Consider the following 26,022-nt stretch of genomic DNA (forward strand, 5'->3'; position numbering starts at 1 on the left):
TTTGTTTTTGAAAGGGTTGAGTTTTGATAGGACGTATGCGGATATTCTGCGCGGCTGCGGGTTTATTTGTTGCTGTTTCTTTTTGCCAGGCGCAGACAAAGAGCGGTATTTCGCTTAGCCAGGGGATAATGGCTGGGGAGGTCGGCGAGGAAAGTGTGATACTGCAGGCGCGGCTTACGGGCGGGGGAGCTGACGGGCTCGGCGGTATGGCGGGTGTTGGTCGGTTTGAGGTTTCGAAGAGCGAGGATTTCGAGGATGTGGTCCGGAGTGAGTGGCTGGAAGCGAGGGAAAGCTGCGATCATATTGTCAAGGCCTGTATTAAGGGTTTGCAGCGTGATACGGAGTATTGGTACAGGCTTCGGTTTGGAGCTGATAAGTCGGATGTCTCGGTATCGGAGGTTGGGAGATTTGAGACGCTAGGCGGGGCGGACGCGGCTGAGCCGGTCAGCTTTGCTGTGGTTGCCGGGATGAATTATAATAAGTTCCATTCGTCGGAGCGTGTCAGCGGTGAGGATAAGCGGCTTGGGTATCCGGGGCTTGAGGCGATAAGGTCGGCGGGCCCGGACTTTTTTGTTGGCACGGGTGATAATGTTTATTTCGATCATCCGAGGAAACCGGCGGCGAAGACGCTTGAGGAGATGCGCGGCAAATACCACGAGCAGTTTTCTCAGGAGCGGTACAAGCGGCTGTTCAGGGAGGTGCCGACGTACTGGGAAAAGGATGATCATGATTTTCGGTACAACGATTGTGATCTGACGGGTGACAGGCTGCCGAGTGTGGAGGATGGGATATATTCATTTCGTGAGCAGCTTCCGGTGGTTTGTCCGGGGGATGAGGATGCGGTGACGTATCGGACGTACAGGGTGACTAAGGATCTGCAGATATGGCTTGTGGAGGGCAGGGATTATCGAAGTCCGAACGATATGGAGGATGGGCCGGGGAAGACGCTGTGGGGGGCTGTGCAGTTGGAATGGCTGAAGGATACGCTGCTGGCGAGTGATGCGACGTTTAAGGTTTTGATATCGCCGACGCCGATGATAGGGCCGGACGACGCTTACAAGAAAGACAATCATTGCAATACGGGCGGGTTTCGGTATGAGCGGGATGAGTTTTTTGCGTGGCTAAGTGAGAACGGTTTTGACAGCGGGAATTTCGCTATCGTATGCGGGGACAGGCACTGGCAGTATCATTCGGTTGACCCGTCGGGATTCGAGGAATTTTCTTGCGGGGCGCTGGTTGATGCTAACAGCCGAGTGGGCAGGCTTCCGGGGGATAAGCGGTCAACTGACCCGGAGGGCGAGATCGAGCAGCCGTACTGTATGACGGAGCCGTCGGGGGGTTTTCTGCTGGTTTCGGTATTGCCGAGTTTGAACGAGACGGCCGTGAAGCTGGGGTTTAAGTTTTATGATGAGAAGAAGAACGTACTTTATGAGCACTGTAAAGTTTCGCAGTGATGGGTGATTTATTAAGTGGAAAGAGATATAATCGCGTAATAGTGTGGGATCATCAAGTTGGCCTCCGCAGAATTTAACAGCCGCGCCTTCGAGGTACTTTGATTGGTCGATTCTCGGCGGACCGTGAAATTATGCGGCAGGGGAGTGTAGATTGGGGCGGCGTGCTTGTTTTTGAGTAGGCCAGCTTTTTTGTTAGTTTGGGATCGCCACGTCGCCTTTGGCTCCTCGCGATGACAAAATTATATAGGTCCATGGTTGTTGGAGTGGTGAGATTGTGCGGTTGGTGTGAATGAAGAAAGGGCCGGTTTTTGCCGGCCCTTTTTGTTGGGTGTGTGGTTGTTAAGTTTTGCTGATCCGCTTTTTTTGGGTGCGGTCGATTTGTTTACTTCTTTTTTGGCCAGGGTGGGCAGGGTGTGGAATCGGGTTTGAAGGGGTTGTAGTAGTAGATGTCCCATTGTTCGTAGCGGTCGAGGAAGGGTTTGAGGCGGGACTCGAAGTTTTCTACTGACTTTTGTTCGGGGTCGGTCCAGGCGGATTCTGCGAGGCTTGCCATTCGGGGGAATATCTGGAACTCATAGCGTTTGACGGATTCGACGTGTTCGGTCCAGAGGTTGGCCTGTATGCCGAGGACGAGGTCCTTTTGCTCGTCTGTCCACTTTTCCGGGAAGTCCGGGAAGGGGATCATGTTAGTGTGGTTGTTGACGATGCCCCAGCCGGTGTTTGGATGACCCTTGGCCTGGGCGTAGTCCCAGTAGGTCGGGTTGCGGGGGCACATTACCACTTTAAAGTTTTGTTCGATGGCCTTTTTTAGCTGGTTGGATTTGTTGTGGCGCCACCACATTACTACGGCCTCTTGCGGGGTGATGTTGGCGTCGACGATCTCATCCCAGCCGATGGCGGTTTTGCCTTTGGAGTTTATCACGCCGATCATCCGCTCGATGAAGTAGAGCTCGACCTGGTGGACATTTTTGAAGTTTTTATCGGCCATGAGCTTTTTGACGTCTTCGTTATCGTTCCAGTGCTTGATCCAGTAGCGTACCTCGTCGGCACCGAGATGCAGGTATGGTGCGGGGAAGAGGTCGGCGACCTCGGTGATAATGTCTTCGAGAAATGCATATGTCGCTTCGGAGGCGGGGTTGAATGTGGAGGGTCCGCCTGCGTGTTCTGGGTATGCGGTGACTGCGGCCTTTGCGTGGCCGGGCATGTCGATCTCGGGGATGATCATGATGTGTCGCTTGGCAGCGTATGCGACAATTTCGCGGATATCTTCCTGGGTGTAGAATCTGGCGGGGGCGTCTGGGTTTGTTGCATTGCCTATGCCGCCGATGGTGGTGAGTTTAGGGTATTTTTTTATTTCGATGCGCCAGCCTTGTTCGTCGGTGAGGTGCCAGTGGAAGCGGTTTAGCTTGTGGAAGGCCATGCGGTCGAGGAGTTTTTTGACTTGTTCCTTGCCGAAGAAGTGGCGGGATTCGTCGAGCATGAAGCCTCGCCAGCCGAAGCGGGGCTGGTCGTGGATGAGGACGGCGGGGATGGTCCAGTCGGTGCCGGTGATCTTTGTGTCGGATTCGATCTGCGGGGGCAGGAGCTGGCGGAGGGTCTGGACGGCGTAGAAGAAGCCTGCCGGGGCGTCGGCGGTGATGGTGATCTTGTCTTCGGTTACGAGGAGGTGGTAGCCTTCGGGGCCGTGGGTGGTTACTTCGGCGCAGGTCGTGAAGATGATCGCGGGTTTGCCGGGGGTTTGCTTGTCGGTGATGGTGAGGTCGCAGCCGGCGGCGGGTTCGATGGCGGCGGCGAGGTACTGGGCTGCGGGTTTGCCTGGTCCGGGGACGACGAGTTGGGTGTCGGGGGTGAGGGTGAAGCTGCCGGGGCGTTCCTTGAGCATTTGAGGTTTGGGGATGATGTTGATGTCGGCTGCGATGAGCGGGGCTGCGGTGCAGAGGATGAGCAGGGTTAGGATGAGGTTGCGGATTCGGTACATAGGGCTTCCTTTCGAGACTCTTGTTTATTGGTTATTCATACTGTTGTTAAAATACCACGAGGGCTGAGGGATTTCAAGTGTGGAATTCTTTTGGTTGATAAACAGAATGGCGCGGCTGGTGGGAGCGGTAAAATAGCAAAGAATTTTACTTGATTCTTTGTGGTAAATGATGTAGTGTTGTAGAGGCTTGAATGTGAGAAGTTTGTTTTGTGCAGTGCTGCAATAGGGGGGATTGCGGCGGCGGTTCTAATTTAGGAGAGGTGTCATGAAAGCTTGCTGTGAGGTAAGGTGCTGGGGGAATTTTTCATTTTCAGTTTCATTTTCAATTTCAATTCTGCTGGGGATTTGCTGTATTATGGCTGGGACGGCGGAGGCGCTGGATCTTGCGGCTGCTAACGGCAAGAGTCTGAACAGGTATGACCTTGAGACGGGCGTGGGGGAGAATGTCTTTTCGAGTGCGTATGCTTCCGTGCACGGAGTTGCTTTTGACAGCCGGAACGATGACATATATTACGTGACCACGCAGAGCTGGTATAATGATATCAACAGGAACGGTGTTTCAATATATGGGTATCATGACAACAGCATCAGGATGAGCAATCTTGCGTTTGATCCGGCGAGTCGGAACCTTGTGATACAGTATGACGATGTGCGGTCGCCTTCGACTTATTTTACGCGGTATACGTCGGTGCAGACGCGGAACGTGGATACGAGTGCGACCAATATCGTGGCTCGCAGGGGGATGTGGACGATAACCGGGTGGAGCGGTTATTATGACCCGTCGCCGATATGGGCGAAGGTCCATGATTATGCAGACGTGGCGGTGGATTCGTTCAATGGGAAGGTTTACTGGACGGACAGGCTGGAAGGGACGGTACTGCGGCGGAACCTGGACGGATCGGGTGATGTGGAGACGATTTACAGCGGGCTGGATAACCCGTATTCGCTGTCGCTGGACGTAGGAAGTTCGAAGCTGTTTTTATCGGATGATACCGGGATACTGAGCGGGAGTATGGACGGTGCGGGGGCGCTGAGTGATATTGTCTTGTTCACGGGGGACAGGCCTTCGAGTGTCGATGTCGATCCGTTCTCGCGTGAGCTTTACTGGACGCAGGATGGATTCGTGAAGAAGGCGAATTATGACGGTTCGGGTGCTGCTGATGTGACGAATGCGGCGGGGAACGCGATAGGGGCGATGACGATAGCACTGGGGCACGATGCGGGCAGGACGGCGGGGTACGCTTTTTCTGCTGATGTGGTTATCGATGCGTCGGCAAGTTTCAGCGGGGTGGAAGTGAACGATACGGTGAGCTTTTTTGAATCGGGCTTTGGTGAAGGTTACGAATTTTGCGTGGAGGGGACGAGCTTTTCGTCGGTGATGCTTTCGGATCTTGCGGGGGGCGATTTCGAGGTTCTGCTTTGGGACGGCAGCGAGTTTGTGCTGGACGGGCAGGTGTCGGCGGGTGAGGGTTATTCGTTTGCGGCAGGGGTAGAGCGTTTCAGGCTGTTGGGGGTCGGGCTGGATATGAGCGGTGAGCTGCCGGGCAGTATTGTGACGGGGCTCAGTTTTGCGGATGCTACGGCGGCGGATGTTTCGATCAGCGTTGTGCCCGAGCCTGCGACGGTTATGCTGCTGGGGCTGGGGGGTGTTGTGCTGCTGCGCAGGAGGCGGTGAGGTTGTGCGGTGGATGGTCGGGGGATGTTGGTTTTACTGGCTGATGCTTTGTGATGAATTTATCGGGTGGGTTCTGGTGTTATATCTGGCCTTTTGGGGGATCAGATCGGTGTCGAAGGTGAATTTTATGTCCAGCCATATGTCTTCGCTCAGGGGTTTGCTGCCTTGGACGAGGTAGTAGTCTGAGGTTGAGTCTGGCTGCTGTACGGTTTGTTTGCCGATCCAGCCCTTTTGGGCGTTGGGGTTCCAGATCATCAGCTCGAAGCCGTTGTCGGTGAGCCAGTCACGGGCGTCTTCGGGTGTGGTTTCATCGTTGAATGCGGTGATCGCTTTTGCATACCAGCGTGTTGTTTCCTGCTGGATCTGAAAATTTTTGAGTGCCCGGTGTGCGGAGATCGCCAGTAGAATGGCTGCGAGCAGTATTAGCGATGTTCGTTTTCTACCCTTTTTCATTTGCGTTTCCTGTAAGCTATTGTCCATGTGATCAATTGGCCGATGATCAGCCAGTAGGTTGTGATCAGCAGGAACGAATTAATGGGGTCCTGATCGAAATATCCCCAGCCGTGTTGTCTGTCGAGTTCCAGTATCAGCCAGGCGGGCGCAATTGGGATCATCCAGAGGTTGCCTGGGGAGATGCCGGTCAGACCAGAGAAGAGGTTTAGCAACATGCCGATGAGTACGTAAGCGATCGCTAAAAGTGTGCCGGTTCCGAGGCCTTACAAGAATGTTATAACATAGTTTTTTCTTAAGCTAAGCATTTTCGTTTCAGCTTTGGAAACCGCCAAGTACTATTGACAATTCTGTTTGTGATATTCTATATTTTATTTATAGCGTCCAGGGCTCCGTTTGGGTCTGTCAAGCATTTTTGTCGCTTCCTGATCATTTATGATCCTCTCATTTTTCGGATCCCATTTGATTGGTCGCTTGAGTCGAACAACGGCATTTGACAAATGTGAAATCAGATCGGATTGGACGGCCGCTTCAATGGTCGATATGGGCTTCTTTCGAGTTTTAATACATTCAATAAAGTTGCCCATGTGCGTTTTACTATTATACAAGTGGGTCTCATCTTCTTTGAGTTTGACTCTTCTTAAGGTTTCATCACTGAAATCAATTGCTCCACGCCTGACAGATATCCAGCCATCGGTCCCGTGAAACGTCGTGCCGTGACGTCTTAGTTCAGGGTGATATTTACTGACCACCGGGATAGCTGTAGCGTGATCCATAAAGTGCATTTTGACACCGTTGGCATACGTACAGTGGAGGTCCCAGAACGAAACCGTGTCAAATAAACCGCCGGATGGAACAGTTCCGGTTCCCTCGTAATGGATCGGAGCGGTATCGTCAGAATTATTGCCCCACTGGGCGATATCCAGCGGGTGGGCTCCCCACCCAGCAATAAAGCCGAGTGCATAGTCATAGATATGCCAGGCACCCAGGTTGCTGACACGCACATCGCAGTAAGGTTTCATCGGAGCGGGGCCGATCCACTGGTCATAATCCAGGTCCTCGGGGACCGGTTGCGTTTTAGGCATTGTTTTGGTGTATTGATGGTCGCCGATATTTTCACACCAGACATCCATCTTTTGAAGCTGGCCGATGTACCCGTTTCGTACCAGTTCACAGGCAAACCTGAAATAATGATCTGACCGCTGCATGGTTCCATATTGAAAGATTGCTTTTTTATCGCGAACCAAATTACGCAGTTTGAAGCCATCTTTCATAGAGACCCCTAACGGTTTTTCAACATACATATCTTTACCGGCTCGGACCGCATGGCAGGCGATCGGGACGTGCCAGTGATCCGGCGTTGCGACCGTAATCCCATCAATGTCTTCTCGGGCGAGCAGTTCGCGAAAATCCGCATACGCTTTGGCGTTGATACGTGACTCTTTACCGGTCTGTGTGTAGATATCTTTAATCGTATCCAGTGCTGCTTGCCGTCGCGATGCAAAGCAGTCGCATACTGCGACAACCTGGGCCTGATCATTATAGAGAACATTTTTCATCAGGCCTGAACCCTGATTTCCAACCCCAATACAGCCAATATTGACGCGGTTACTGGGTGCATTTTTGCCAAAGACACTTGAGGGTACGATTGTCGGAATAGAAAGAGCACCAGTTGCTGCGGCAGTTTTTTTTAAGAAACTTCTTCGATTAATTTTCATAATTGACCTCTCGTTTTTTGCTAAGTTTCAAGAGCTTTTCGTGTTGTTGCGACAACTGTTCCGAATTCCGAAGGTTGAGATGTATAATAATCTTCTATTTAGGTTCAAGGGAAGATAACCTGGATTAAATTGGGTTCTTTCTGAGTATTTTCAACAGTAACTTATACAGGTCATCGTGTCGATTGTTAAATCTGAATTTAAGTATTAGTCTGCTGGGACGGTTCGGTCTTCGGCCCAGGCGTATAGGTCGTTTATTTTTTCGGCCATTGTTACTGATAGGGGTGGTGAGTTTTTGAGGGCGGTTGCGATCATTTCGGTGGTCAGTTTGCCGTTGTTTTCGTATGCGTCGTGGAGGGAGGAGACTACGGCTTGTTCGATCTCAGCGCCGCTGTAACCGTCGGAGAGTTCGATGAGTTTGTCCATGTCGAAATCTTCGGGGTTGCGGTTTCGCTTTTTGAGGTGAATCTTTATGATGGCCTTGCGGGCGGCTTGTTTGGGCAGGCCCACGAAGAATATTTCGTCGAATCGGCCCTTTCGGAGCAGTTCGGGGGGCAGGGATTCGATGTCGTTTGCGGTGGCGACGAGGAAGACGGGGTGTTCGTGTTCCTGCATCCAGGTGAGGAGTGAGCCGAACATTCTGCGTGAGAGGCCGCCGTCGTTTGACTGGCCGGAGGCGGAGGCGAATGCCTTTTCTATTTCGTCGATCCAGAGGATGACGGGGGACATCATTTCGGTCTGGTTGAGGGCCTTGCGGAGGTTCTGTTCGGATTCGCCGATGTATTTGTTGAACAGCGAGCCGGGGTCCATGCGGAGTAGAGGCTGCTGCCAGGCGGTTGCGATGGCTTTTGCGCAGAGGCTTTTACCGGCGCCCTGGACGCCTAGCATGAGAACGCCGCGAGGGGGTTTTAGGCCGAAGTTGGAGGCTTCGTCCTTGAATGCGTTCTTTCGGTGTTTGAGCCAGCGTTTTAGGTTTTTCATGCCGCCGATCTCGTCGAGGTCGAGCGGGGTTTCGACGTATTCGAGCAGGCCGTCGGACTGGAGGACCTTTCGTTTGCCGGCTAGGACGCGGTTTACGTCTTCGTCGTCGAAGCGTCGGTCGTCGGCTACGCAGTCGCAGACGAGGCGGCGGGCCTGTCGGCGGGTGAGGCCGCGGAGGTTTTTGATGATGGCGTTCATGCCGCGACGGGTGATGCCGATCTCGATGGGGGTTTTGCGGTGGCATTCGCGGAGTGTGTCCTTGATGAGCTGTTCGAGCTGGTCCTCGGTGGGCAGGGCGAGTTCGAAGGGGGTGCAGTGGGACTTGATGACGGGCGGTAGGTCGTCGTTGGGGTTGATGAGAATGAGTGTGCCGTCGTTTTTCTCGATGCGGTGGATGGTGTCGCGGAGTACGCGGAGGGTGAGTTCGCTGCCGGCGCCGGTGAGGTGCTGGTTGAGGTCGAGGGCGACGCGGACGGGGTTGTTTTTGGCCATGGCGAAGTGGCAGAGGCCGGTCTCGGGTTTGTCGGTTTCGGGTTCGGCGGGCGAGTCTGCGAGGAGGCCTTCGCGGACGCCGTAGCCGATGGACCAGATGAGCAGGCCTCGCTGGAGTTCCATGACGGCGGCGCGGACGGTTTCGAGGGCCTGGTCCTCTTCGTGGGTGACGATGGAGATGCAGGGGTAGCCTGCGGCGATGAGCTGTTTGAGACGTTCGACGTCTGACATATTTGCCTCCGGATTAAGCGATAATTATGATGCTGTTATTATAGGCGCGTATGTGTGCCGGTAAAGGAATTTTTGTGGTGTTTCGGTTGTCTGTATGTGTAGACGTGCTGGCTGGGGATTTGTAACATGATTTTTTGGGCGTGGGACTTGCGAGGAGTCGCTTCGCGACGGCTGTTTTATGCTGGGTCCCGGCTCGGAGGCCGGGATGACAACCTGGGTCGCCGCTCGCGTTTTTTTGTTGGCTGCATGTGGTTGTGGGTGTTTTGCTGAGATTCGGTGATCGGTGCGGCTGGCTTGATGTTCTCTGGATCCAAAGTCAAGTTTAGGATGATAGACATCGGCTTAATGGATGAGCCAGCTTTGTTGAGCGGTTGAGACTGCCACGTCGCTTTGCTCCTCGCAGTGACAGTGTATGGAGTTGCTTTGCGACGGTCGATTTATGCTTGGTACGTCTGCGGCGGATGGCAATGGTCGGGTTGATGTGATAGACGTCTTGAGGGGTTATTTTATGTGGGATTTGCACCAGGGGCAGTGGGTCCAGAAGTTTTTGTCTACTGAGGACTTGCAGGAGGGGCAGGTGTGTGGGAAGGGCCAGGCGTGCCAGGGTTTTCGGATCTTTCGTCGGCAGGCGGGGCAGTATTTCATGAAGCGGGCGGTTTTGCGGCCGCAGTGGGTGCACTTGTCGTGGTAGTGGACGGGCGGGGATTTTTCGGTTGGGTCAAGGTCGAAGGATGGACCGTAGCAGTAGGGGCAGTATTTCCAGGATGGGGCGAGGCCCTTGTGACAGCGGGGGCAGTAGTAGGGCAGTGGGGTGAGGTTTTCGAAGCGGTTTTTGTCGGTGCCGCACCATGGGCAGACGAGCATCGGTTCGGCGACGGGTTCGGTGCAGTTTACGCAGCGGTGCAGGGCGGGGAAGATGTTTTTGTATCGTTTTTTGAAAGCGGCTCGGCGGTGCTGTTTCCAGTCGTGCTTTTGGGGCAGGGACGGAGCGGTGTCGGCGGCGAGGGATTTGGGCAGTGCCTGGTTCATGGCGTTAAGCATTTCGGTGGCGTTTGCGAAACGGTTGGCCGGCTCGATGGCGAGGGATTTTTTTACAAACTGGGTGAAGCGGACGGATGTTCGTTTCTTGAGGCGGTCGAAATGTTTTGGGGGCCAGTGGAAGGGCCAGGCGGGCAGGTGGCCGGTGAGGTATTCGTAGATGACGAGTGCGAGGGAGAAGCAGTCGCTGGAGTAGGAGGGTTTGCCGTAGGCCTGTTCGGGGGCGAAGTAGCCGGGGGTGCCGATGTCGTCGGTGGTGACCATTTTGCGTTTTACGAGGACGGAGATGCCGAAGTCGCCGAGGGCGGCGGTGCCGTTGTCGAGCAGGAAGATGTTTCCTGGTGTGACGTCGCAGTGGATGATCTTTTTGCGGTGTGCGCATGCGAGGCCGTTGAGGACCTGGGTGGCGATTGTGATGAGTCGGCGGGGGGCCATGGGTTTTGGGCAGTCGAAGAGGGTTTTTGCGGATATTTCGGTGGCGAGGATGGCGTGGTCGCGGATGATGTCGGCGTTTTTGAGGGGCATGATGTTGGGGTGGCGCAGTTGGGCGACGAGGCGGACCTCGCGGAGGATGGTTTCGTTGTCGCGTTTGCCCGCTTCGTCTGGCTGGGGGATCTTGAGTGCGACGTCGATGCCTTCGATTGTGTCGCGAGCCTTCCAGACTTCGCAGTAGCCGCCCTGGCCGAGCTTTCTTACGAGGCGGTATTTTCCGAGTTGTCTACCTTTTAACAGAGAAAGCTGCTGATGCATTTACGGGTCCCCATGGGTATGCCTGTCGGCGGTTTACAGTTGCTATTTGCGGGCCAATTTGCGAGACGTGCCCTTGTTTCATTATGGCGCGGGGGCGGTGATCTTTGCCAGCAGAAAATTTTGAAAATCAGCAAAATTGATCGAAAGTTTCGAGCACCAAAAGCGGATATTGACGTATGGCAGTTAATCGCTATGAAGGTCCACTTCTCGGGGGTTCTGAGAGCGGCCGGGCAGCGGTGAAAATAGGTGAAAATAATTTTGGATTTCGGGATAGATTCTGATTGTTCGCTAACTGGCGAGATATATAATTGCTTCGCTTTTGTTGGCTGTGGTTTACGGCGGGCAGCGTGCCTGGCGTATTATTTTAGGAACGGCTTCGGTTCGACTGAGGCCTGGATAAGTAAGAAGCTATTACAAAACTCAGATTTGTCTTTCGGCGGCCCTTTTTCCGTTCGGCTGCGTTGTGTAAAATTGGCAAGAGAAAGCTGGGGCCAATTTCACACGCCTTGCCGAGCCGAAAAAACTGCTCGCCGAGAAGCCAAAAGCAGTTTCGGAACAGCTTCTTGTGAGGGGTCCTATGGAAGAGCAAGTAATGGACGGCTGGCTTACTCCGCAGAGGAAGAGCAAGTACAAGAGGCTTCTGCTTATGAAGCTCAAAGAGATCATGGGGGATGTGAGCGACATGGAGCGTGGGGCCTTTGAGGGTTCCAGTGAGCTGTCGCACATGCCGGTGCATCTTGCGGATTTGGGGACGGACAATTATGAGCTGGAATTCAGCCTTGGTCTGATGGAGAGCGAGAAGAAGACGATCCGCGAGATCATCGATGCTTTGAAAAGGCTGGAGGACGGCAGTTTCGGTATATGCGAGGGGCTGGGTACGCCGATCGAGAAACCCAGGCTCAAGGCGATACCGTGGACGCGGTACAGCATGGAGTATGCGAGGATGATCGAGAAGGGGCTTGCGAATCCGTCTGAGTCTTTCCGCAGGCGCAAGTACGACCGCAGCGTGATTGAAGAGGAAGATGATGAGGGCGGCGATGAGGATTTGGAGCTTGAGGATCTGGACCTTTCGAGCGTGGGTGTCGATGTCGATGATGAGGAAAGTGAAGACGCGATCGAAGAGGATCTGGATTAGAAGCAGTTTTAAAACTCAGATTTGTCTTTCGGCGGCCCTTTTTCCGTTCGGCTACGTTGTGCAAAGCCGTCAATAGAATAGCTATGGCCGGCTTCACACGCCTTGCCGAGCCGAAAAAATTGCTCGCCGGCAAGCCAAAAGCAGTTTTGAAACAACTTCCAGCTACCCTTATGCCTGCGGGTAAGTGTACCGCGGATAGGGTAGCTGTGGAGACTCATAGTCTTCGGTGCGGATGCTTTATATGAAATGTGCGTGCGGGCCCGATTTATTTTCTGCTGATAAGGTTTATGATAGATGCTTTAGAGCCGGCGGGCTCGTAAGTTTGGCAGCTTTTGGACGATTCAGCGGGGAACGATCATGCCTTTGAGGTACGGCGATACAAAATTTGGTCACGAAAGCTGGGTTGATAAGGTCGAGGGCGCTGCGGACCGTTGCGTACAGATGTTCTGCAATGAACGTTTGTGGGAGGCGGTGGCGCTGGTCGAGATCGGCCTGGTTACGATGACAGTTCTTGCGCTCGGGGTCGGATGGGCCGTGAGTGCATTATTTTGATCACCAACTCGTTATAAAGCATTATTCGGGCTGGTCAGGAAGGTCTCCGGTGTACTGGAGCACATTTTCTTCGGGCTGCGAGAAGCCTTCTTCTCCTTCGCAGGGGCACTGACAACCCTGGAGCAACAGAGCGAAAGTTGAGAGAAGCAGTATTCCAACCGTTGTTGTGATAGATTTGGTGAGTTTCATTGCTATTACCCCTCTTTTAATGTTTCAGTTCACTTCTCATAGTATTGATACGAAGGTCGGGGAAAAGCGTTTGGTTTATTGTTGAGGTGTTGGGCGGGCTAAGCGCATGAAAAGAAGCCTGAGGCGGGCGCCCCAGACTTCCTTTTCGGAGGAGGAGGGTGATGAAGTTGCTTGTTTAACTCGGAGGAAAACTCTTTCCTTCCCGAATCACAAACTCATACGGTCCGCGTGGTCGGGGGTTCAAAGTTTTCCAAAAATTTTTCGGTTCTGGCTTTTTGAGTCTGCGGAAGGTTTGTACGCCCCCCACGGACTTTGTGTACGACGGTGAATATATCAGAACGGGAGGGGCGAGTCAAGGGGTGTCTAAATTTTTTTGTGAAAAAAATCGCAATAGAAGTATATAGTTGAACAGAAGAGGGTTGTTGTGTAGTATTGATTGAGAATTGCTTAATCTGACGAAAGACAAATCGGTTCGTGAGGTTGTGTCCCGGCTCGGCAGTGCGGGCAAAGGAGGGGTGGTCCGGGCCGACGGGACGTGGGGTTCCTTTGCGCCCATGCTGGCGGCGCATATTTCGGGGCAGCTCGGGCAGTGCGTGGTTTATGTGAGTGCGCACCTAGACGACGCGGATAATGTGGGTGATGATCTCGCGGTATTTGCGCCGCAGGGCAAGGGGGTAGAGGTGTTTCCCGTGTGGGAGGGGGCGAGCGACCTGGCGGACGCTACGGATGAGGTGGCGTCGCATCGTTTGAAGATGGTGCTGGGGCTGAGCAAGGCCAAGCGGGGTGAGGGGCATGTAAACGATCTTATCATAAGTACGTGTGCGCAGGCGCTGAATCAGCCTGTGCCGAAGCCTGAGTTTCTAGAGCAGGACAGTCTGCGGCTGGAGACGGGGCAGACGATCGAGCCTGAGTTGGTGGTCGGGTGGCTGGCGGATAACGGATTTGAGCGGGTGGACGCTGTGGATATGCCGGGGCAGTTCGCTCAGCGGGGCGGTATCGTGGATGTGTTCGCATCGGTTACGGGGGAGTCGGCGAGTGTGCTGGGGGATGCGAAGCTGCGGGAGGGGCAGCCGATACGGTTCGAGTTTTTCGGGGACGAGGTCGAGAGTATTCGTGTGATCGATCTGGATACGCAGCGGTCGACGGAGGGTATCGCGGGGGTGCAGATCGTTGCGCCGACGGGGCATGAGCGGCTGGAGGAGACGGACAATCTTATCAATATGCTGCCTGAAGACGCGATCATTATCCTGGATGAGCCTGCGGAGGTGGCGGAGGTTTCGCGGACGTTCCTGGAGCGGGTTGAGCGGCCGGAGGGGCTTTATTCGTGGGAAGCGATATATGAGGCGATGGGGCGGTTTACGAGGCTCGAGGTGAACCGGTTCGGCGGCGGTGAGGGGTGTGTGCACATGGGGGTGAGCAGTGCGCAGCGTTTCGAGAGCAAGGGCGGTCAGATATGGAAGGGCAAGGAGGGGGTGCTGGATGAGCTGGTGAAGGAGGCGGAGGAGAACCGGGTTCTGATGTTCTGCGAGAACACGGCGGAGGTCAAGCGGGTGCGGGAGATACTTGGGGAAAAGTGCGGGGACGTGCCCGAGTCGATGGAGTTTCCGATAGGGTTCGTGAGACAGGGGTTTGTGCTGGCGGCGCTGAATACGATCGTGGTGACGCATCATGAGCTGTTCGGGCAGTACGCGGTGCGGAGGCGGGTGCGGACGGTGCGGAGCAGTACGCCGGTGGAGAGTCTGATCGATCTGAACAAGGGCGATTTCGTGGTGCATATCAACTACGGAATCGGGAAGTTCAAGGGGATCAAGACGATCGAGAAGCGGGGCAGCGAGACGGAGTACCTGGTTCTCGAGTATGCGGACGAGATGATCATCAATGTGCCGGTGAGCAATATCTCGCTGGTGCAGAAGTATATCGGTGCGATGCCGAGAAGGCCTAAGCTGAGCAAGGTCGGTACGAAGAAGTGGGAGAATCAGAAGAAGAAGGTCGCGGAGGGGGTGCAGGAGCTGGCGGCGGAGCTGCTGGAGACGCAGGCGAAACGTGAGGAGTCGAAGGGGTATTCGTTCGGGGCGGATACGATATGGCAGAAGGAGTTTGAGGAGGCGTTTCCGTACCAGGAGACGACGGATCAGTTGACGAGCGTGGAGCAGATCAAGGGGGATATGAAGGAGGCGCGGCCGATGGATCGGCTGTTGTGCGGGGATGTGGGGTACGGCAAGACCGAGCTTGCGATGCGGGCGGCGTTCAAGGCGGTCGAGGGGGGCAAGCAGGTGGCGGTGCTGGTGCCGACGACGGTGCTGTGTGTGCAGCATGGGGAGACGTTTGCGGAGCGGTTCGCGGAGTTTCCGGTGACGATAGAGGTGCTGAACCGGTTCGTGAGCGGGGCGCAGGCGCGGGAGGTGGTGAGCAGGGCCAAGCAGGGGAAGGTGGATGTGCTGATCGGAACGCATCGGCTGTTGAGCAAGGATGTGGGGTTTAAGGATCTGGGGCTGCTGATCGTGGATGAGGAGCAGCGGTTCGGGGTGGAGCACAAGGAGAGGCTCAAGCAGTTCCGGGTGGATATGGACGTGCTGACGATGACGGCGACGCCGATACCGCGGACGCTGCATATGTCGCTGCTGGGGCTGAAGGATATCAGTTCGCTGAGTACGCCGCCGCTGGACAGGCGGAGCGTGGTGACGAAGGTTTGCAGGTATGATCGGGAGACGATACGGCGGGCGATCATGCACGAGATCAACCGTGAGGGGCAGGTGTACTTTGTGCATAACCGGGTGCAGACGATCAAGCGGGTGGCGGAGGAGGTGCGGAAGATACTCAACAGCGATAGGATCACGATCGAGGTTGCGCACGGGCAGATGCCGAAGAGCAAGCTGGAGCGGGCGATGCTGAATTTCGTGCACGGTAAGACGGATATACTGGTGTGCTCGACGATCATCGAGAGCGGGCTGGATATTCCGAATGCGAATACGATGATCATTAACGATGCGGACCGGTTCGGGCTGGCGCAATTACATCAGTTGCGGGGGCGCGTGGGGCGGTACAAGCATCGGGCGTATGCGTATATGCTGCTGCCGGCGAGTCGGCCCGTGACGCCTATTGCGGCGAAGAGGCTCAAGGCGATCGAGGAGTACAGTTCGCTGGGTGCGGGGTTCAGGATCGCGCTGCGGGATCTGGAGATACGCGGGGCGGGCAATATCCTGGGGCCCGAGCAGAGCGGGCACATCAATACGGTGGGCTATGAGATGTACTGCAGGATGCTGGGGGATGCGGTGAAGAAGCTGAAGGACGAGCCGGTGGAGAAGGGGCCTAGTGCGCTGGTGGACCTGGGATTTTCGACGTATATACCGAAGAGCTATGTGCCGTCGGATCGGCAGCGGATGGATGTGTATCGGCGGCTGTCGGCGACGAAGACGAGCGAGGATGTGGAGCGGCTGCGGGAGGAGCTGGCGGATATTTACGGGCCTGTACCGGGGCAGGTGGAGCTGCTGCTGGATATGTCGGATATTCGGATTCGGGCATCGCAGTGGGGGGTGCAGAGCCTGGTGGCGCGGGGTGAGGACCTGGTGTTTATGTTTGACGATCCGGCGGTTGCGGGGGATCTGTTCGCGAGGTCGCCGGGGAAGGTGCGGATAATCGATCCGAAGCAGGTGAACGTACGGCTGGAGAAGCGGTATTTCGAGCCGAGGACGCTGATGGCGGTGCTGCGGAAACTGCTGCGGAAGCGGGGGTGAGATGGTGGTGTTGCGGCTGGCGTTGGGTGGGGACTCGCGTTTGGTTCACCACGAAGGCACGAAGGACACGAAGAAGGTTTAGGGATAAAAAGAAAAAGAGGAATCGCTTCGCGATGCTGATTTATGCTGGGGCCGCCAAAGGCGGATGACAACCTTAGTCGCCGCTCGCGTTTTTTGTTGGCTGCGAAGATTTAAGTCGGAGAGGAATGGTATGTTTGATTGGAAGAATGGTTTTAGTCTGACCTTTATAGCATTGCTGTCCACTTTTGCCGTGGGTGGTTTGTTTTTTTGCTGGGTCATGCATAACCTTGTAGCTGAGGGCCCTGTCGCCAGGGTTTTTATAGGTTTGATGTTTTTCTTTCTGGCGGTTCTTTTCGGCATGAATTTTATACTCGTGCCAATCCAAATCCTGTACTTCAACCGCAAGAACCGGGATGATTCAAAGCTTAAGAAGGCTACGCTTGCGGACTGGCTGATGCTGCCGTTCGGAGCTTGTGATGCTGATGCGAAGGTGTCCAGGTGGGTTTCAGTGCCGCTGCTGGTGGTGCTGTGGGTTCTGGTGGCGATTTTTGTTGTTGCGGTGATTGGGTCCGTGACTGCGTGGGTTGTTGGGCCGACTGCTGGTGGTTGAGGTATGTGCTCTCATCGGGCAAAAAAAATTCTGCTTGACAGTGGAGGTGGTTTGAGGGATTAGATCATTTATGTGAATCCTGTTTGTGAGTTTCTTTCTGCAAACCTGGTTGTTGAATTTGGCTTGAATAACGGTCTTTGAAAGGTTGGATGATGGGTGATGGGATTAGGACTTCTGCGTTGGTTCGGGAGAGGGCGGGGGCTGGCGTGCCTTTTAGGGCGTTTTGGCCGTTTCTGGTGATTGCTTTTGCTATTGCGTGGGGTGTGCTGGCGCTGTATATATTTCTGCCTGAGTGGATGGGTGCGGTGTTCGGGGAGTTGAGCGGGCGGCATCCGCTGTTCTTTCTGGCTGTGTATGCGCCTGCTATCGCGGCGGTGGTGGTCGTGTTATGGCATAGCGGGCCGGCGGGGCTGCGGGGTTTTATGTCGCGGGTGCTGCTGTGGCGGTGCTCGTGGGTGTGGTATGCTTTTCTGGTGGTGGGAATTCCGCTGGTGTTTGTTGGCGGGGCTGCAATGCGGGGGACCTTGTTTACCGATCCGTTTGCGTTTGACTCGGTGGGGGGTATGTTTGCGGGGCTGGGTCTTGCCGTGATCAAAGGGCCCATGGAGGAGTTTGGGTGGCGGGGTGTTGCACTGCCCTTGCTGCAGAGGAAGTTTGCGCCGATATGGGCTGGGGTTGTTCTCGGCATGATATGGGGGGTGTGGCACTTGCCGGCGTTTTTGCTGAGCGGTACGCAGCAGAGTGAGTGGGCGTTCGCGCCGTTCTTTCTGGGGTGCATCGCGTTGAGCGTGATCGTTACGCCGTTGTTCAACGCGTCGGGTGGGAGTATTCTGCTTACGGCGTTGTTTCATTTTACGGTCATGAATCCGGTTTTGCCTGCGGCGGAGCCTTACGATACGTATATTCTGGTTGTTGCGGCGGGGGTGATCGTTTGGCTTAATCGGGAGGCGATGTTTAGGCGTGGCGTGGCTGTGACTGAGGTTGTTGGGTCGGCGTTTGGTTCACCACGAAGGACGAAGGGCACGAAGGGGAAATTTGAGAAAGAATATGGAGTCGCTTCGCGACGGCTGATTTATGCTGGGTCCGGCTGAGGCGGATTGCAGGGGTTGGGTTTGTGTGGGGTGGGATAGGGCCAGCTTTTTTGAACGGTTGAGGTCGCCACGTCGCTTCGCTCCTCGCGATGACAGGGGTCGGGTTGGTGCGGTTGAGGATAGGGCCAGCTTTTTTGTGCGGTTGAGACTGGCGCGTTGTCTTCGGCTCCTCGCAGTGACAGATTGGGGTGGGGATTTGGAAATTTCAGGAAATTCGTGCAATTGGTGGGGGTTTTTCTTATAATTCGGCGGTGTGTGCGGTTTTTGCGGTCGGCTGGTGTTTTATTATCGGTTTTTCGGCTGCAACTGAGGCTTTTTGGACTGAAATCGCGTTTTTTCTGCTTTGGCGTTTGGTTTTGCGTTTTTTGGTCCTGCCGCGGGCTTTTTAAGATGGATCTTATCTTGGTTTGAGGAAAAATGGGACAGGTACATGCTAGAGTTCGGCTGGTTCGGATGACCGAGGACGCTGAGGGGGTTGTTGCGTCGGCGGGTCGGTTGTGTTATGCCAGCGAGACGGAAGACATACTGAAGCAGGACAAGGGGTCGGCTGGTGAGTTTATCCAGCGGATCATCAAGATGGGGCATGTGAGTATTTTGGAGCATGCCGTGTTTACGTTCTTTGTGGAGGGGGTATCGCGGGCGCTGACGCATCAGTTGGTGAGGCATCGGATCGCGAGCTATTCGCAGCGGAGTCAGCGGTATGTGGCTCATAACGAGTTCGATTATATCGTGCCGCCTGAGCTGGAGGGCAAGACGGTGGAGGTGGATGGTGAGCAGGTGGACGCGGTCGCGTATTTTGAGGAGACGATGGGCGAGATCGCGGGGCGGTATGCGAAGCTGCAGGGGGCGCTGGGGGGCAATAGTGAAAAGAGTAATCAAGATGCGCGGTATGTTCTGCCGAATGCATGTGAGACGAAGATATTTGTGACGATGAACGCGAGGGAGCTGCTTCACTTTTTCGAGGAGCGGCTTTGCATGCGGGCCCAGTGGGAGATACGCGGGGCGGCTGAGCAGATGCTGGAGCTGGCGAAGGGGGCGTGTCCGTCGATATTCGCGGGGGTTGGGCCGAAATGTGTGCGGATGGGGAGGTGTCCGGAGGGGAAGATGACTTGCGGGAAGTATCAGGAGATGAAAGAGAAGTACGGCGGCTAATCAGCGGTCAAATTTTTATGGAGATATGTATGTCTGTCAGAAAGAGTCTGATGATAATCGGTATTGCGGGTTTTTGTGCGGTTCTGCTGTTTTCGGCTGGGTGTTTCAAGGCCAAGGGCGGGTTCGGCAGGTACAGCGAGGAAGAGATGCAGGAAATCGATCTTGCGCAGCGGGACAATCTGCCTGTGCCAACGGGCGGGCTGGTGCTGTCGGTGCGGGGTGAGGCGATCTCGGTAGACGAGGTGATCGAGCCGTTACAGAGCGGGTTCGAGAAGATCGCGGGGACGAATTTTCAGACGTTCGTGGAGCAGTCTCGGCCGGCGGTTAGTCGGGTGGTGATGAACAAGGTGACGGATATTCTGCTGTATAACCAGGCGCAGCGGAAGGCCGGCGACAATGCTCAGATGGAGGATAAGCTGGAGCAGGCGGTGGAGAGTGAGGTTGACAGGTTCATCGTCGAATGGGGCGGGGATTATGCGAAGGCGCAGGCGGCGATAGAAGAGATGGGGATGGACTGGAAGAGTTTTAGGGAGTATCAGAAGCGGATGCTACTGACGCAGTCGTATCTTGGTGAGAAGCTCAAGAGTGAGACGGAGGTGGTTTCGCGGCGGAGGATGAAGAAGTTTTATGATGAGAACCAGGAACTGTTCGAGCAGAAGGGCGTGCTGGATTTCAAGCTGATCGATATTCGGCCGGAGAAGCTTGCGGATGAGCAGGTCGAGGAGGGGCAGGACAGGAAGGATGCGGCGATCCAGTTGGCGGGCAGCCTGTATGCGAGGGCGAAGGCTGGGGACGATTTTGGTGAGCTCGCGGAGGAGTATTCGCACGGGCACATGGCGATCAGCGGGGGTGACTGGGACGCGGTTACGCCGGGTTCGCTGGCGGCGCCTTATGATGCGATCGAGGAGGCTGCGAAGGATATGGAGGCGGGCGAGCTGAGCGGGCCTATCGTTGCGGACGGGCACGTGTTCGTGATGCAGTTGGAAGAGTATCGGGCTGGCGGGGTTGTGAGCTTTGCGGAAGCGCAGGACAAGATCGAGTATCAGTTGAAGACGCAGCGGAGACGCGAGCAGTTTAACGAGATAATCGCGGAGCTTATGGAGCAGGCGAACGTGCAGGGCATGGACCGGTTCGTGGAGTACTGCCTGGTCGAGGCGTATAATCGTTATGCGGTTCGGGGCTGATCGCGGGTTGGCATGAAGATAGTTGCGCACGGGATAGATCTGGTTGAGCTTGGCAGGATCGCGGAGGTGCTGGAACGGCACGGAGAGCGGTTTCTGGACAGGGTGTTTACGCAGCGCGAGCAGGCAGATGCGGCGGGGGTTAAGCGGCGCGTCGAAAAGCTGGCGGGGCGGTTCGCTGCTAAGGAGGCTGTGCTGAAGCTGATCGGGACCGGCTGGCGGGGTAAGATCGCGTGGACGGATATCGAGGTGGTCAACGGCGAGATGGGTGAGCCGGTAGTTAACGTGAGCGGTGAGGTCAAGCGGATCGCGGATGAGATGGGGGTGGAGCAGATGACGCTGAGCATTACGCATACGGCGGAGCTGGCGATGGCGTCGGTGGTTGCGCTGCGGGGTGTTGAATGAGCGGGGGAAGGTTCGAGTGTATTATAGTCGGCGGCGGTCATGCGGGGGCCGAGGCTGCGCATGCGGCGGGGCGGATGGGGGCGGATACGCTTTTGATCACGCACAGCCGGGAGACTATCGCGAAGATGAGCTGCAACCCGGCGATAGGTGGGATCGCGAAGGGGCAGATCGCGCGGGAGGTGGATGCGCTTGGCGGGCTGATGGGGCAGGCGATAGACGCGACGGGGATACAGTTTCGGATGCTGAACAGGTCGAAGGGGCCGGCGGTGCGGAGTCCGAGGGCGCAGGCGGATAAGGACAAGTATAAGGATTATGTGCGGGGGAGGCTCGAGGCGACGGAGGGGTTGACGATCGTCGAGGGTGAGGTGGATGAGGTGCTGGTGGAGGATGGTTGGACTCGGGGGGTGCGGTGTGCGGACGGTGTGGAATATTACGCGGATGCGGTGGTTATCACGGCGGGGACGTTTCTGCGGGGTGTGATGCATATGGGTGAGGAGCAGTGGGCGGGGGGCAGGATCGGTGAGAAGGCGAGTAATGCGCTGAGTGATTGTCTGCGGGGGCTGGGATTTGAGCTGGGGCGGTTGAAGACGGGGACGCCTGTGCGGATCGCGGGGGATACGATAGATTATGACAAGTGCGAGCGGCAGCCGGGGGATGATGAGATCGTGCCGTTCTCGTTCATGACGGAGGGGATCGAGCGGGAGCAGGTGCCTTGCTGGATAACGTGGACGAATGAGCGGATACACGATCTGCTGCGGGCGAATCTGCATCGGGCGCCGATGTATACTGGGCAGATATCGTCGGAGGGGCCGAGGTATTGTCCGAGCATCGAGACGAAGATCGAGCGGTTTGCGGATAAGAAGCGGCACCAGGTTTTTCTGGAGCCCGAGGACGAGGCGGGGAAGACGGTTTACTGCAACGGGATAAGTACGTCGGTGCCGAAGGATGTGCAGGAAGAGATGATGCGGATGCTGCCGGGGACGGAGCGGGCGAGGATCACGACGTATGCGTATGCGATAGAGTATGATTATTCGCCGGCGAGGCAGTTGCGGGAGAGCCTGGAGACGCGTGCGGTGGAGGGGCTGTTCTTTGCGGGGCAGATAAACGGCACGAGCGGGTATGAGGAGGCAGCGGGGCAGGGGCTTGTGGCGGGTGTGAACGCGGTGCGGAAGGTGCGGGGTGAGGAGCCGATGGTGCTTGGGCGGGATCAGGCGTATGTCGGGGTGCTGATAGACGATCTGTTGACGAAGGAGATCACGGAGCCTTACCGGATGTTTACGTCGCGGGCGGAGTATCGGTTGACGCTGCGGGCGGACAATGCAGACAGGAGGCTGACGCCGATCGGACGTGAGATGGGAGTTGTTTGTGACGAGCGGTGGGCGCGGTATGGGCGGAAGGTGGAGGAGCTGGCGAGGTTGAGGGAGTATCTGAAGAAGACGAAGCGGGAGGGGAAGGCGCTGTGGCATCTGCTGAAGGGTGCGGATGCGGGTCTGGGTGATGAGCTTGGTGAGCATGAGGATGTGATCGCGATGGGGGTGGGGGCGGATACGGTAGCGGCGGCTGTTGTGGATGCGAAGTATGAGGGGTATCTGGTCAAGCAGGCGAAGCAGATCGAGAGCTTTCGGAAGCTGGAGAACGTGCGGCTGCCGGCGGATCTGGATTTTGCGGGGGTGACGCATCTGCGGAACGAGGCGAAGGGGAAGCTGGCGGCGTTTCGGCCTGCGACGCTTGGGCAGGCGAGCAGGATAGGGGGGATAACGCCTGCGGATATAACTGTGCTGCAGATCGAGCTGAAGAGGCGGCTGGGGGGTTCTGGTTAGGCTGCGGCGAGCAAATTTTATGTTCGCTGTTTCGCGTCCGGTTTCAGGGCGGATTTTTTTGAGTGGAGAGGTTGGCTGTGTAGGGTTAATTGCCCATTTGAGGCTGTAGTACTGCGGATCGGGTTGCAAAGTACGAAAGCGAGACGTTGATAAGTAGGTATGGTTACGGAAATCGACTTTTTGCGAACAAATAGAAATGTTTTGCGTAAAACGAAATGAAACGGACATTGGATTTTGGACTTGAAAAAGTTGTGAAGAACAGGTAGAATTGTCCATAGGAAGTGTGAATGTTATCACGTAAGAGCACGATAATCTTCCTTTTTGGCATTATGGGGCTATGCTGAAAAGGGTGTAATGAAAGCCCCGAGTGGAGAGTGTCAAATGCGTAAAGTAGAGCGGAAGGGGTTTACCCTCATAGAACTGCTGGTAGTGATCTCGATCATCGCGTTGCTTCTGGCGATCATGATGCCGGCGTTGGGGATGGTTAAGGAGAAGGCTAAGTTCGTCGTTTGCAGGACTAATTTGAAGTCCATTATTTTGGGCTCAAAGTTGTATGCAAATGATAATGCCAGCAAGATGCCATCCTATAACTACAACGGGCTTTGGATTAACGATATTAGTGAATACATGGAAGATGTTGATGAAGCACGCTACTGTGCCTCAACAAAAGTAAAGGAAGAAAGAGCCGAGGATGTGGCGGATCAGTCGTATGATTTCGGTGACGCACGAACTGCCTGGATGTGGAACTGGGGTACAAATGAGCCCGAATATGGCAGTTACAGCATCAACGCGTGGTTTTACGATTATAACGAAGCCCAAGTAGAAGGTTTTACCCCCGAGCAGAGAGCCGCGTTGTGGAAAAACCTTGGCAATGTAAGACAAGCCTCTAATGTGCCTCTGTTTGCTGATTCCAAATGGCTTGACGGAAGGCCGATGGATACAGACTATATTCCGGAGGACTACGACCTTGGCGGAAGGTCCACTACAGCAGGCGGTAGTATGTGCCGCTACATAATGGACCGGCACGGAAAGCAGACGGGTGTTGCTTTTGTTGATGGCCACGTAGATGCTGTTGCGCTTAGTGATATGTGGACGTTAAAGTGGAATCGCACCTGGCGAGCAAAGCAGGATGTGAAACGTGGCGAAAACTGGGATGGTACTCCGATATATCGCAAACGATAAATAGTTGTATCTTAAGTAAAGAATTGTAAGGCTGTCGGCTTTTGTGTCGGCAGCCTTTTTTTATGCAATCATGTGAAAATAGTTGAAATGTCGCGGTTAAGGCGGTAAAATTTAGATGAAGAGTCTAATTGAGTGGAAGAGAAATGGGGGATATTGCCCTTTTCGCACGAGCGGGGCTGGGCGCGATCAGGGCTGAGGGACCAGTCCCAAGGAGAGTGTGCAATGGAGAAGCGACGGGTAAGAGGTTTTACGCTGATCGAACTGCTTGTTGTTATTGCGATCATTGCTCTTTTGCTGGCGATAATGATGCCGGCGCTGGGGATGGTCAAGGAGAAGGCTCGCGGCGTTGTTTGTCGAACGAATTTGAAAACCATGGGTTTGGCCGGCAAATTGTATGCCGAGGAAGAGGGGGGGCGGTTGCCCGAGCTTAATTTCGTGGAAGGCCTGTGGATCGACAAACTGACAGTTTATATGGCCGAGGTGGATGAGGCACGTTACTGCCCTATGGCGAAGAAGAATATCGGCGAGGAAAGAGGACTTTATCAATTTGGAAGCGCTTTTGAGAGCTGGATGTGGAACTACGATGACGATGAGATTCAAGAGTATGGCAGTTATTGCCCCAATGGCTGGTTTACAGATTGGGCAGCGAACAGCAGTCCTCCTTATAATACGCCTGCTGAAAACTATTTCAAGCATATAAACACTGTACGGCAGGCATCCAATGTGCCAATTTTTGCAGATGCCAGGTGGTGTGATGGATGGGTGTACGAGGATGCTTACGTTCCCGAGGATTACGACTTGGAGACGGGAGAATCCGACGCTGGGTATGCTACAACTGCCGGGGGTGCGATGGTAAGGTATATTTCTAACCGGCACGGCAAGAGAACCAATGTGGTATTTGCAGACGGTCATGCTGAGGCAGTGGATCTGAGTGAGATGTGGTCGTTGAAGTGGCACATGAACTGGAAGCCTAAGCATGATGTGAAACGCGGCCCTGACCATGATGGTACACCGATCTATCGAGATTAGTAGTTGAGAGCAAAACAGATTTGAACAGTATACATAGGTCGCTGGTGGGGACTGGCGGCCTTTTTTGTGCGCGGGGGTTTTATAGGAGGGCGGTCATGCCCATTTCTTTGAATTGTGAGGGGGTTACGTGGAGGAGGGACTTGAATGCTCTGGTGAAGTGGGTTGGGCGGTCGTAGCCGAGTCGGGCGGCGATCTGTTTGTTGGAGAGGGTGGTTTCGCGGAGGAGTTTGCAGGCGAGGATCATTTTCTGGCGGAGGATGTATTCCTGGAGCGTCATGCCGATGTGTTCCTTGAAGACGCGGGAGAGGTGTTCGCGGGAGACGGTGAGCTGGTGTGCAATTTCGGAGATGCGGACGGGGCCGGTGATGTTGTCGGTGATCATCTGCTGTGTTCTGCGGACGAGTATGCTTCGGGCGTCGTCGGGGTGCTGTGACCAGCAGCTTGCTGTGAGGGCGGAGATAACCTCGGTGACGAGTTTTAGGGCGTCGAAGGGGGTGAGGTCGCAGGTGAGGCCGTTGTAGTTTTTGTACTTGAGAAGTTTCCGGATTATTGTGGTGTCGGGGGGTAGGTTGTATATGTTGCCGTTGCGGGCGATGAGTTCGCGGACCATTTTTGTTGCGGTGTCGCCTATGAAGCCCATCCAGAAGAATTCCCAGGGTTCGGCTGCATTTTCGGGGTAGTAGTATTCGAATTCGGGTGCGCGGACGTCGCAGAGGAAGCAGGTGCCGGGTGTGAGGCTGTAGGTGCCTGAGCTGTCGCGGAGTTCGCCGCGTCCTGAGAGGGTGTATTTGATGAAGCAGTGTTTTTCGCCCTGTCTGAAGGGGCCCTCGTTGTAGTAGGATGGGGAGCTGTGTACCTCTCTTTCGATGCAGAGCGGGCGGGGGAAGGAGGCGAGGGGTTGTATGACCTGAAATTTTACGTTCCAGATATTCATGGGGTCACATTATGGTCATCAATATCACTAATCGGCCGATTTTTGGGCTTTATTCTTGCTCTGCGATTCGCTATTATACTTGGGACGGGTTGTGTGAGTCAATCACATTTTGATGATATAGATGGTTTACAGCCGGTCAAAAGGCCGGAAACAGGGTTTTTCGGGCTTCAGCTTGTGTGGTGGTCAATGCATCCGGGTGTTTTGGCGGGTGCTAAGATTTCTG

21 protein-coding genes are annotated in these 26,022 nt (G+C 55.1%); 13 read left to right on the top strand and 8 right to left on the bottom strand.

Annotated features, from left to right (window positions below; translation table 11 throughout):
* Window positions 1-23: 23 nt before the first annotated feature.
* Window positions 24-1,454, top strand: a complete 1,431-nt coding sequence (locus STSP2_RS06220; RefSeq protein WP_146660877.1) for an alkaline phosphatase D family protein — start codon at window positions 24-26, stop codon at window positions 1,452-1,454.
* A 382-nt stretch (window positions 1,455-1,836) separates the two neighbouring features.
* Here STSP2_RS06220 and STSP2_RS06225 read toward each other — a convergent pair whose 3' ends face one another.
* Window positions 1,837-3,432: a beta-N-acetylhexosaminidase gene (locus STSP2_RS06225; RefSeq protein ID WP_146660879.1), complete on the bottom strand. Its 1,596-nt coding sequence runs from the start codon at window positions 3,430-3,432 to the stop codon at window positions 1,837-1,839.
* A 355-nt stretch (window positions 3,433-3,787) separates the two neighbouring features.
* Between STSP2_RS06225 and STSP2_RS06230 the strand changes: the two genes are divergently transcribed.
* The gene (locus tag STSP2_RS06230; RefSeq protein ID WP_169853030.1) at window positions 3,788-5,107 is read left to right on the top strand and encodes a PEP-CTERM sorting domain-containing protein; all 1,320 of its coding nucleotides are present in this window, start codon (window positions 3,788-3,790) and stop codon (window positions 5,105-5,107) included.
* Between the two features lie 33 nt (window positions 5,108-5,140).
* On the opposite strand, the gene STSP2_RS06235 is transcribed toward STSP2_RS06230, so the two are convergent.
* From STSP2_RS06235 to STSP2_RS06255, 5 genes are all read right to left on the bottom strand, one after another.
* Window positions 5,141-5,560: a hypothetical protein gene (locus STSP2_RS06235; protein WP_146660883.1), complete on the bottom strand. Its 420-nt coding sequence runs from the start codon at window positions 5,558-5,560 to the stop codon at window positions 5,141-5,143.
* Window positions 5,557-5,775, bottom strand: a complete 219-nt coding sequence (locus tag STSP2_RS06240) for a hypothetical protein (RefSeq protein ID WP_146660885.1) — start codon at window positions 5,773-5,775, stop codon at window positions 5,557-5,559. Before STSP2_RS06240 ends, STSP2_RS06235 begins: the two co-directional genes overlap by 4 nt.
* 153 nt (window positions 5,776-5,928) lie before the next feature.
* Window positions 5,929-7,275, bottom strand: a complete 1,347-nt coding sequence (locus STSP2_RS06245) for a Gfo/Idh/MocA family oxidoreductase (RefSeq protein WP_146660887.1) — start codon at window positions 7,273-7,275, stop codon at window positions 5,929-5,931.
* Window positions 7,276-7,479: 204 nt separating this feature from the next.
* Window positions 7,480-8,976 (bottom strand): AAA family ATPase, encoded by a 1,497-nt coding sequence (locus STSP2_RS06250; RefSeq protein WP_146660889.1) that lies wholly within the window; start codon window positions 8,974-8,976, stop codon window positions 7,480-7,482.
* 501 nt (window positions 8,977-9,477) lie between these two features.
* Window positions 9,478-10,764 (bottom strand): serine/threonine-protein kinase, encoded by a 1,287-nt coding sequence (locus tag STSP2_RS06255; protein ID WP_146660891.1) that lies wholly within the window; start codon window positions 10,762-10,764, stop codon window positions 9,478-9,480.
* A gap of 577 nt (window positions 10,765-11,341) precedes the next feature.
* Between STSP2_RS06255 and STSP2_RS06260 the strand changes: the two genes are divergently transcribed.
* Entirely contained in the window at window positions 11,342-11,899 is a 558-nt protein-coding gene (locus STSP2_RS06260) for a TraR/DksA family transcriptional regulator (RefSeq protein ID WP_146660893.1), read from the top strand.
* Between the two features lie 357 nt (window positions 11,900-12,256).
* Entirely contained in the window at window positions 12,257-12,451 is a 195-nt protein-coding gene (locus STSP2_RS06265) for a hypothetical protein (RefSeq protein WP_146660895.1), read from the top strand.
* A 21-nt stretch (window positions 12,452-12,472) separates the two neighbouring features.
* Here STSP2_RS06265 and STSP2_RS17305 read toward each other — a convergent pair whose 3' ends face one another.
* Window positions 12,473-12,640: a hypothetical protein gene (locus STSP2_RS17305; protein ID WP_169853031.1), complete on the bottom strand. Its 168-nt coding sequence runs from the start codon at window positions 12,638-12,640 to the stop codon at window positions 12,473-12,475.
* Between the two features lie 443 nt (window positions 12,641-13,083).
* Here STSP2_RS17305 and mfd point away from each other — a divergent pair, with 443 nt between their 5' ends.
* The 9 genes from mfd to STSP2_RS06310 all read left to right on the top strand — a co-directional run bounded on the left by mfd (window position 13,084) and on the right by STSP2_RS06310 (window position 24,865).
* The gene (mfd, locus tag STSP2_RS06270; protein ID WP_146660897.1) at window positions 13,084-16,374 is read left to right on the top strand and encodes a transcription-repair coupling factor; all 3,291 of its coding nucleotides are present in this window, start codon (window positions 13,084-13,086) and stop codon (window positions 16,372-16,374) included.
* Between the two features lie 211 nt (window positions 16,375-16,585).
* Window positions 16,586-17,005 (top strand): hypothetical protein, encoded by a 420-nt coding sequence (locus STSP2_RS06275; protein WP_146660899.1) that lies wholly within the window; start codon window positions 16,586-16,588, stop codon window positions 17,003-17,005.
* A 137-nt stretch (window positions 17,006-17,142) separates the two neighbouring features.
* The gene (locus STSP2_RS06280; protein WP_205848016.1) at window positions 17,143-18,096 is read left to right on the top strand and encodes a CPBP family intramembrane glutamic endopeptidase; all 954 of its coding nucleotides are present in this window, start codon (window positions 17,143-17,145) and stop codon (window positions 18,094-18,096) included.
* A gap of 417 nt (window positions 18,097-18,513) precedes the next feature.
* Window positions 18,514-19,248, top strand: a complete 735-nt coding sequence (thyX, locus tag STSP2_RS06285) for an FAD-dependent thymidylate synthase (RefSeq protein WP_146660902.1) — start codon at window positions 18,514-18,516, stop codon at window positions 19,246-19,248.
* A gap of 29 nt (window positions 19,249-19,277) precedes the next feature.
* Window positions 19,278-20,432, top strand: a complete 1,155-nt coding sequence (locus STSP2_RS06290; protein WP_169853032.1) for a peptidylprolyl isomerase — start codon at window positions 19,278-19,280, stop codon at window positions 20,430-20,432.
* A gap of 12 nt (window positions 20,433-20,444) precedes the next feature.
* The gene (gene acpS, locus STSP2_RS06295) at window positions 20,445-20,834 is read left to right on the top strand and encodes a holo-ACP synthase (protein WP_146660906.1); all 390 of its coding nucleotides are present in this window, start codon (window positions 20,445-20,447) and stop codon (window positions 20,832-20,834) included.
* Window positions 20,831-22,654, top strand: coding sequence for a tRNA uridine-5-carboxymethylaminomethyl(34) synthesis enzyme MnmG (mnmG, locus tag STSP2_RS06300; protein ID WP_146660909.1), 1,824 nt, complete (start codon window positions 20,831-20,833; stop codon window positions 22,652-22,654). Before acpS ends, mnmG begins: the two co-directional genes overlap by 4 nt.
* A 381-nt stretch (window positions 22,655-23,035) precedes the next feature.
* The gene (locus tag STSP2_RS06305; protein WP_169853033.1) at window positions 23,036-23,836 is read left to right on the top strand and encodes a type II secretion system protein; all 801 of its coding nucleotides are present in this window, start codon (window positions 23,036-23,038) and stop codon (window positions 23,834-23,836) included.
* 222 nt (window positions 23,837-24,058) lie between these two features.
* The gene (locus STSP2_RS06310; RefSeq protein ID WP_146664018.1) at window positions 24,059-24,865 is read left to right on the top strand and encodes a prepilin-type N-terminal cleavage/methylation domain-containing protein; all 807 of its coding nucleotides are present in this window, start codon (window positions 24,059-24,061) and stop codon (window positions 24,863-24,865) included.
* 79 nt (window positions 24,866-24,944) lie between these two features.
* Here STSP2_RS06310 and STSP2_RS06315 read toward each other — a convergent pair whose 3' ends face one another.
* Window positions 24,945-25,799 (bottom strand): AraC family transcriptional regulator, encoded by an 855-nt coding sequence (locus tag STSP2_RS06315; RefSeq protein ID WP_146660911.1) that lies wholly within the window; start codon window positions 25,797-25,799, stop codon window positions 24,945-24,947.
* Between the last annotated feature and the right edge of the window lie 223 nt (window positions 25,800-26,022).

Origin of the sequence: Anaerohalosphaera lusitana (genome assembly GCF_002007645.1) — a bacterium.
In the GTDB taxonomy this organism is placed as follows: domain Bacteria; phylum Planctomycetota; class Phycisphaerae; order Sedimentisphaerales; family Anaerohalosphaeraceae; genus Anaerohalosphaera; species Anaerohalosphaera lusitana.

Coding starts and splice junctions, on each gene's coding strand:
- STSP2_RS06225 (WP_146660879.1), bottom strand. CDS start 3,432: ATGTACCGAATCCGCAACCTCATCCTAACCCTGCTCATCCTCTGCACC.
- STSP2_RS06230 (WP_169853030.1), top strand. CDS start 3,788: ATGGCTGGGACGGCGGAGGCGCTGGATCTTGCGGCTGCTAACGGCAAG.
- STSP2_RS06235 (WP_146660883.1), bottom strand. CDS start 5,560: ATGAAAAAGGGTAGAAAACGAACATCGCTAATACTGCTCGCAGCCATT.
- STSP2_RS06240 (WP_146660885.1), bottom strand. CDS start 5,775: ATGTTGCTAAACCTCTTCTCTGGTCTGACCGGCATCTCCCCAGGCAAC.
- STSP2_RS06245 (WP_146660887.1), bottom strand. CDS start 7,275: ATGAAAATTAATCGAAGAAGTTTCTTAAAAAAAACTGCCGCAGCAACT.
- STSP2_RS06250 (WP_146660889.1), bottom strand. CDS start 8,976: ATGTCAGACGTCGAACGTCTCAAACAGCTCATCGCCGCAGGCTACCCC.
- STSP2_RS06255 (WP_146660891.1), bottom strand. CDS start 10,764: ATGCATCAGCAGCTTTCTCTGTTAAAAGGTAGACAACTCGGAAAATAC.
- STSP2_RS06260 (WP_146660893.1), top strand. CDS start 11,342: ATGGAAGAGCAAGTAATGGACGGCTGGCTTACTCCGCAGAGGAAGAGC.
- STSP2_RS06265 (WP_146660895.1), top strand. CDS start 12,257: ATGCCTTTGAGGTACGGCGATACAAAATTTGGTCACGAAAGCTGGGTT.
- STSP2_RS17305 (WP_169853031.1), bottom strand. CDS start 12,640: ATGAAACTCACCAAATCTATCACAACAACGGTTGGAATACTGCTTCTC.
- STSP2_RS06275 (WP_146660899.1), top strand. CDS start 16,586: ATGTTTGATTGGAAGAATGGTTTTAGTCTGACCTTTATAGCATTGCTG.
- thyX (WP_146660902.1), top strand. CDS start 18,514: ATGGGACAGGTACATGCTAGAGTTCGGCTGGTTCGGATGACCGAGGAC.
- STSP2_RS06290 (WP_169853032.1), top strand. CDS start 19,278: ATGTCTGTCAGAAAGAGTCTGATGATAATCGGTATTGCGGGTTTTTGT.
- acpS (WP_146660906.1), top strand. CDS start 20,445: ATGAAGATAGTTGCGCACGGGATAGATCTGGTTGAGCTTGGCAGGATC.
- mnmG (WP_146660909.1), top strand. CDS start 20,831: ATGAGCGGGGGAAGGTTCGAGTGTATTATAGTCGGCGGCGGTCATGCG.
- STSP2_RS06305 (WP_169853033.1), top strand. CDS start 23,036: ATGCGTAAAGTAGAGCGGAAGGGGTTTACCCTCATAGAACTGCTGGTA.
- STSP2_RS06310 (WP_146664018.1), top strand. CDS start 24,059: ATGGAGAAGCGACGGGTAAGAGGTTTTACGCTGATCGAACTGCTTGTT.
- STSP2_RS06315 (WP_146660911.1), bottom strand. CDS start 25,799: ATGAATATCTGGAACGTAAAATTTCAGGTCATACAACCCCTCGCCTCC.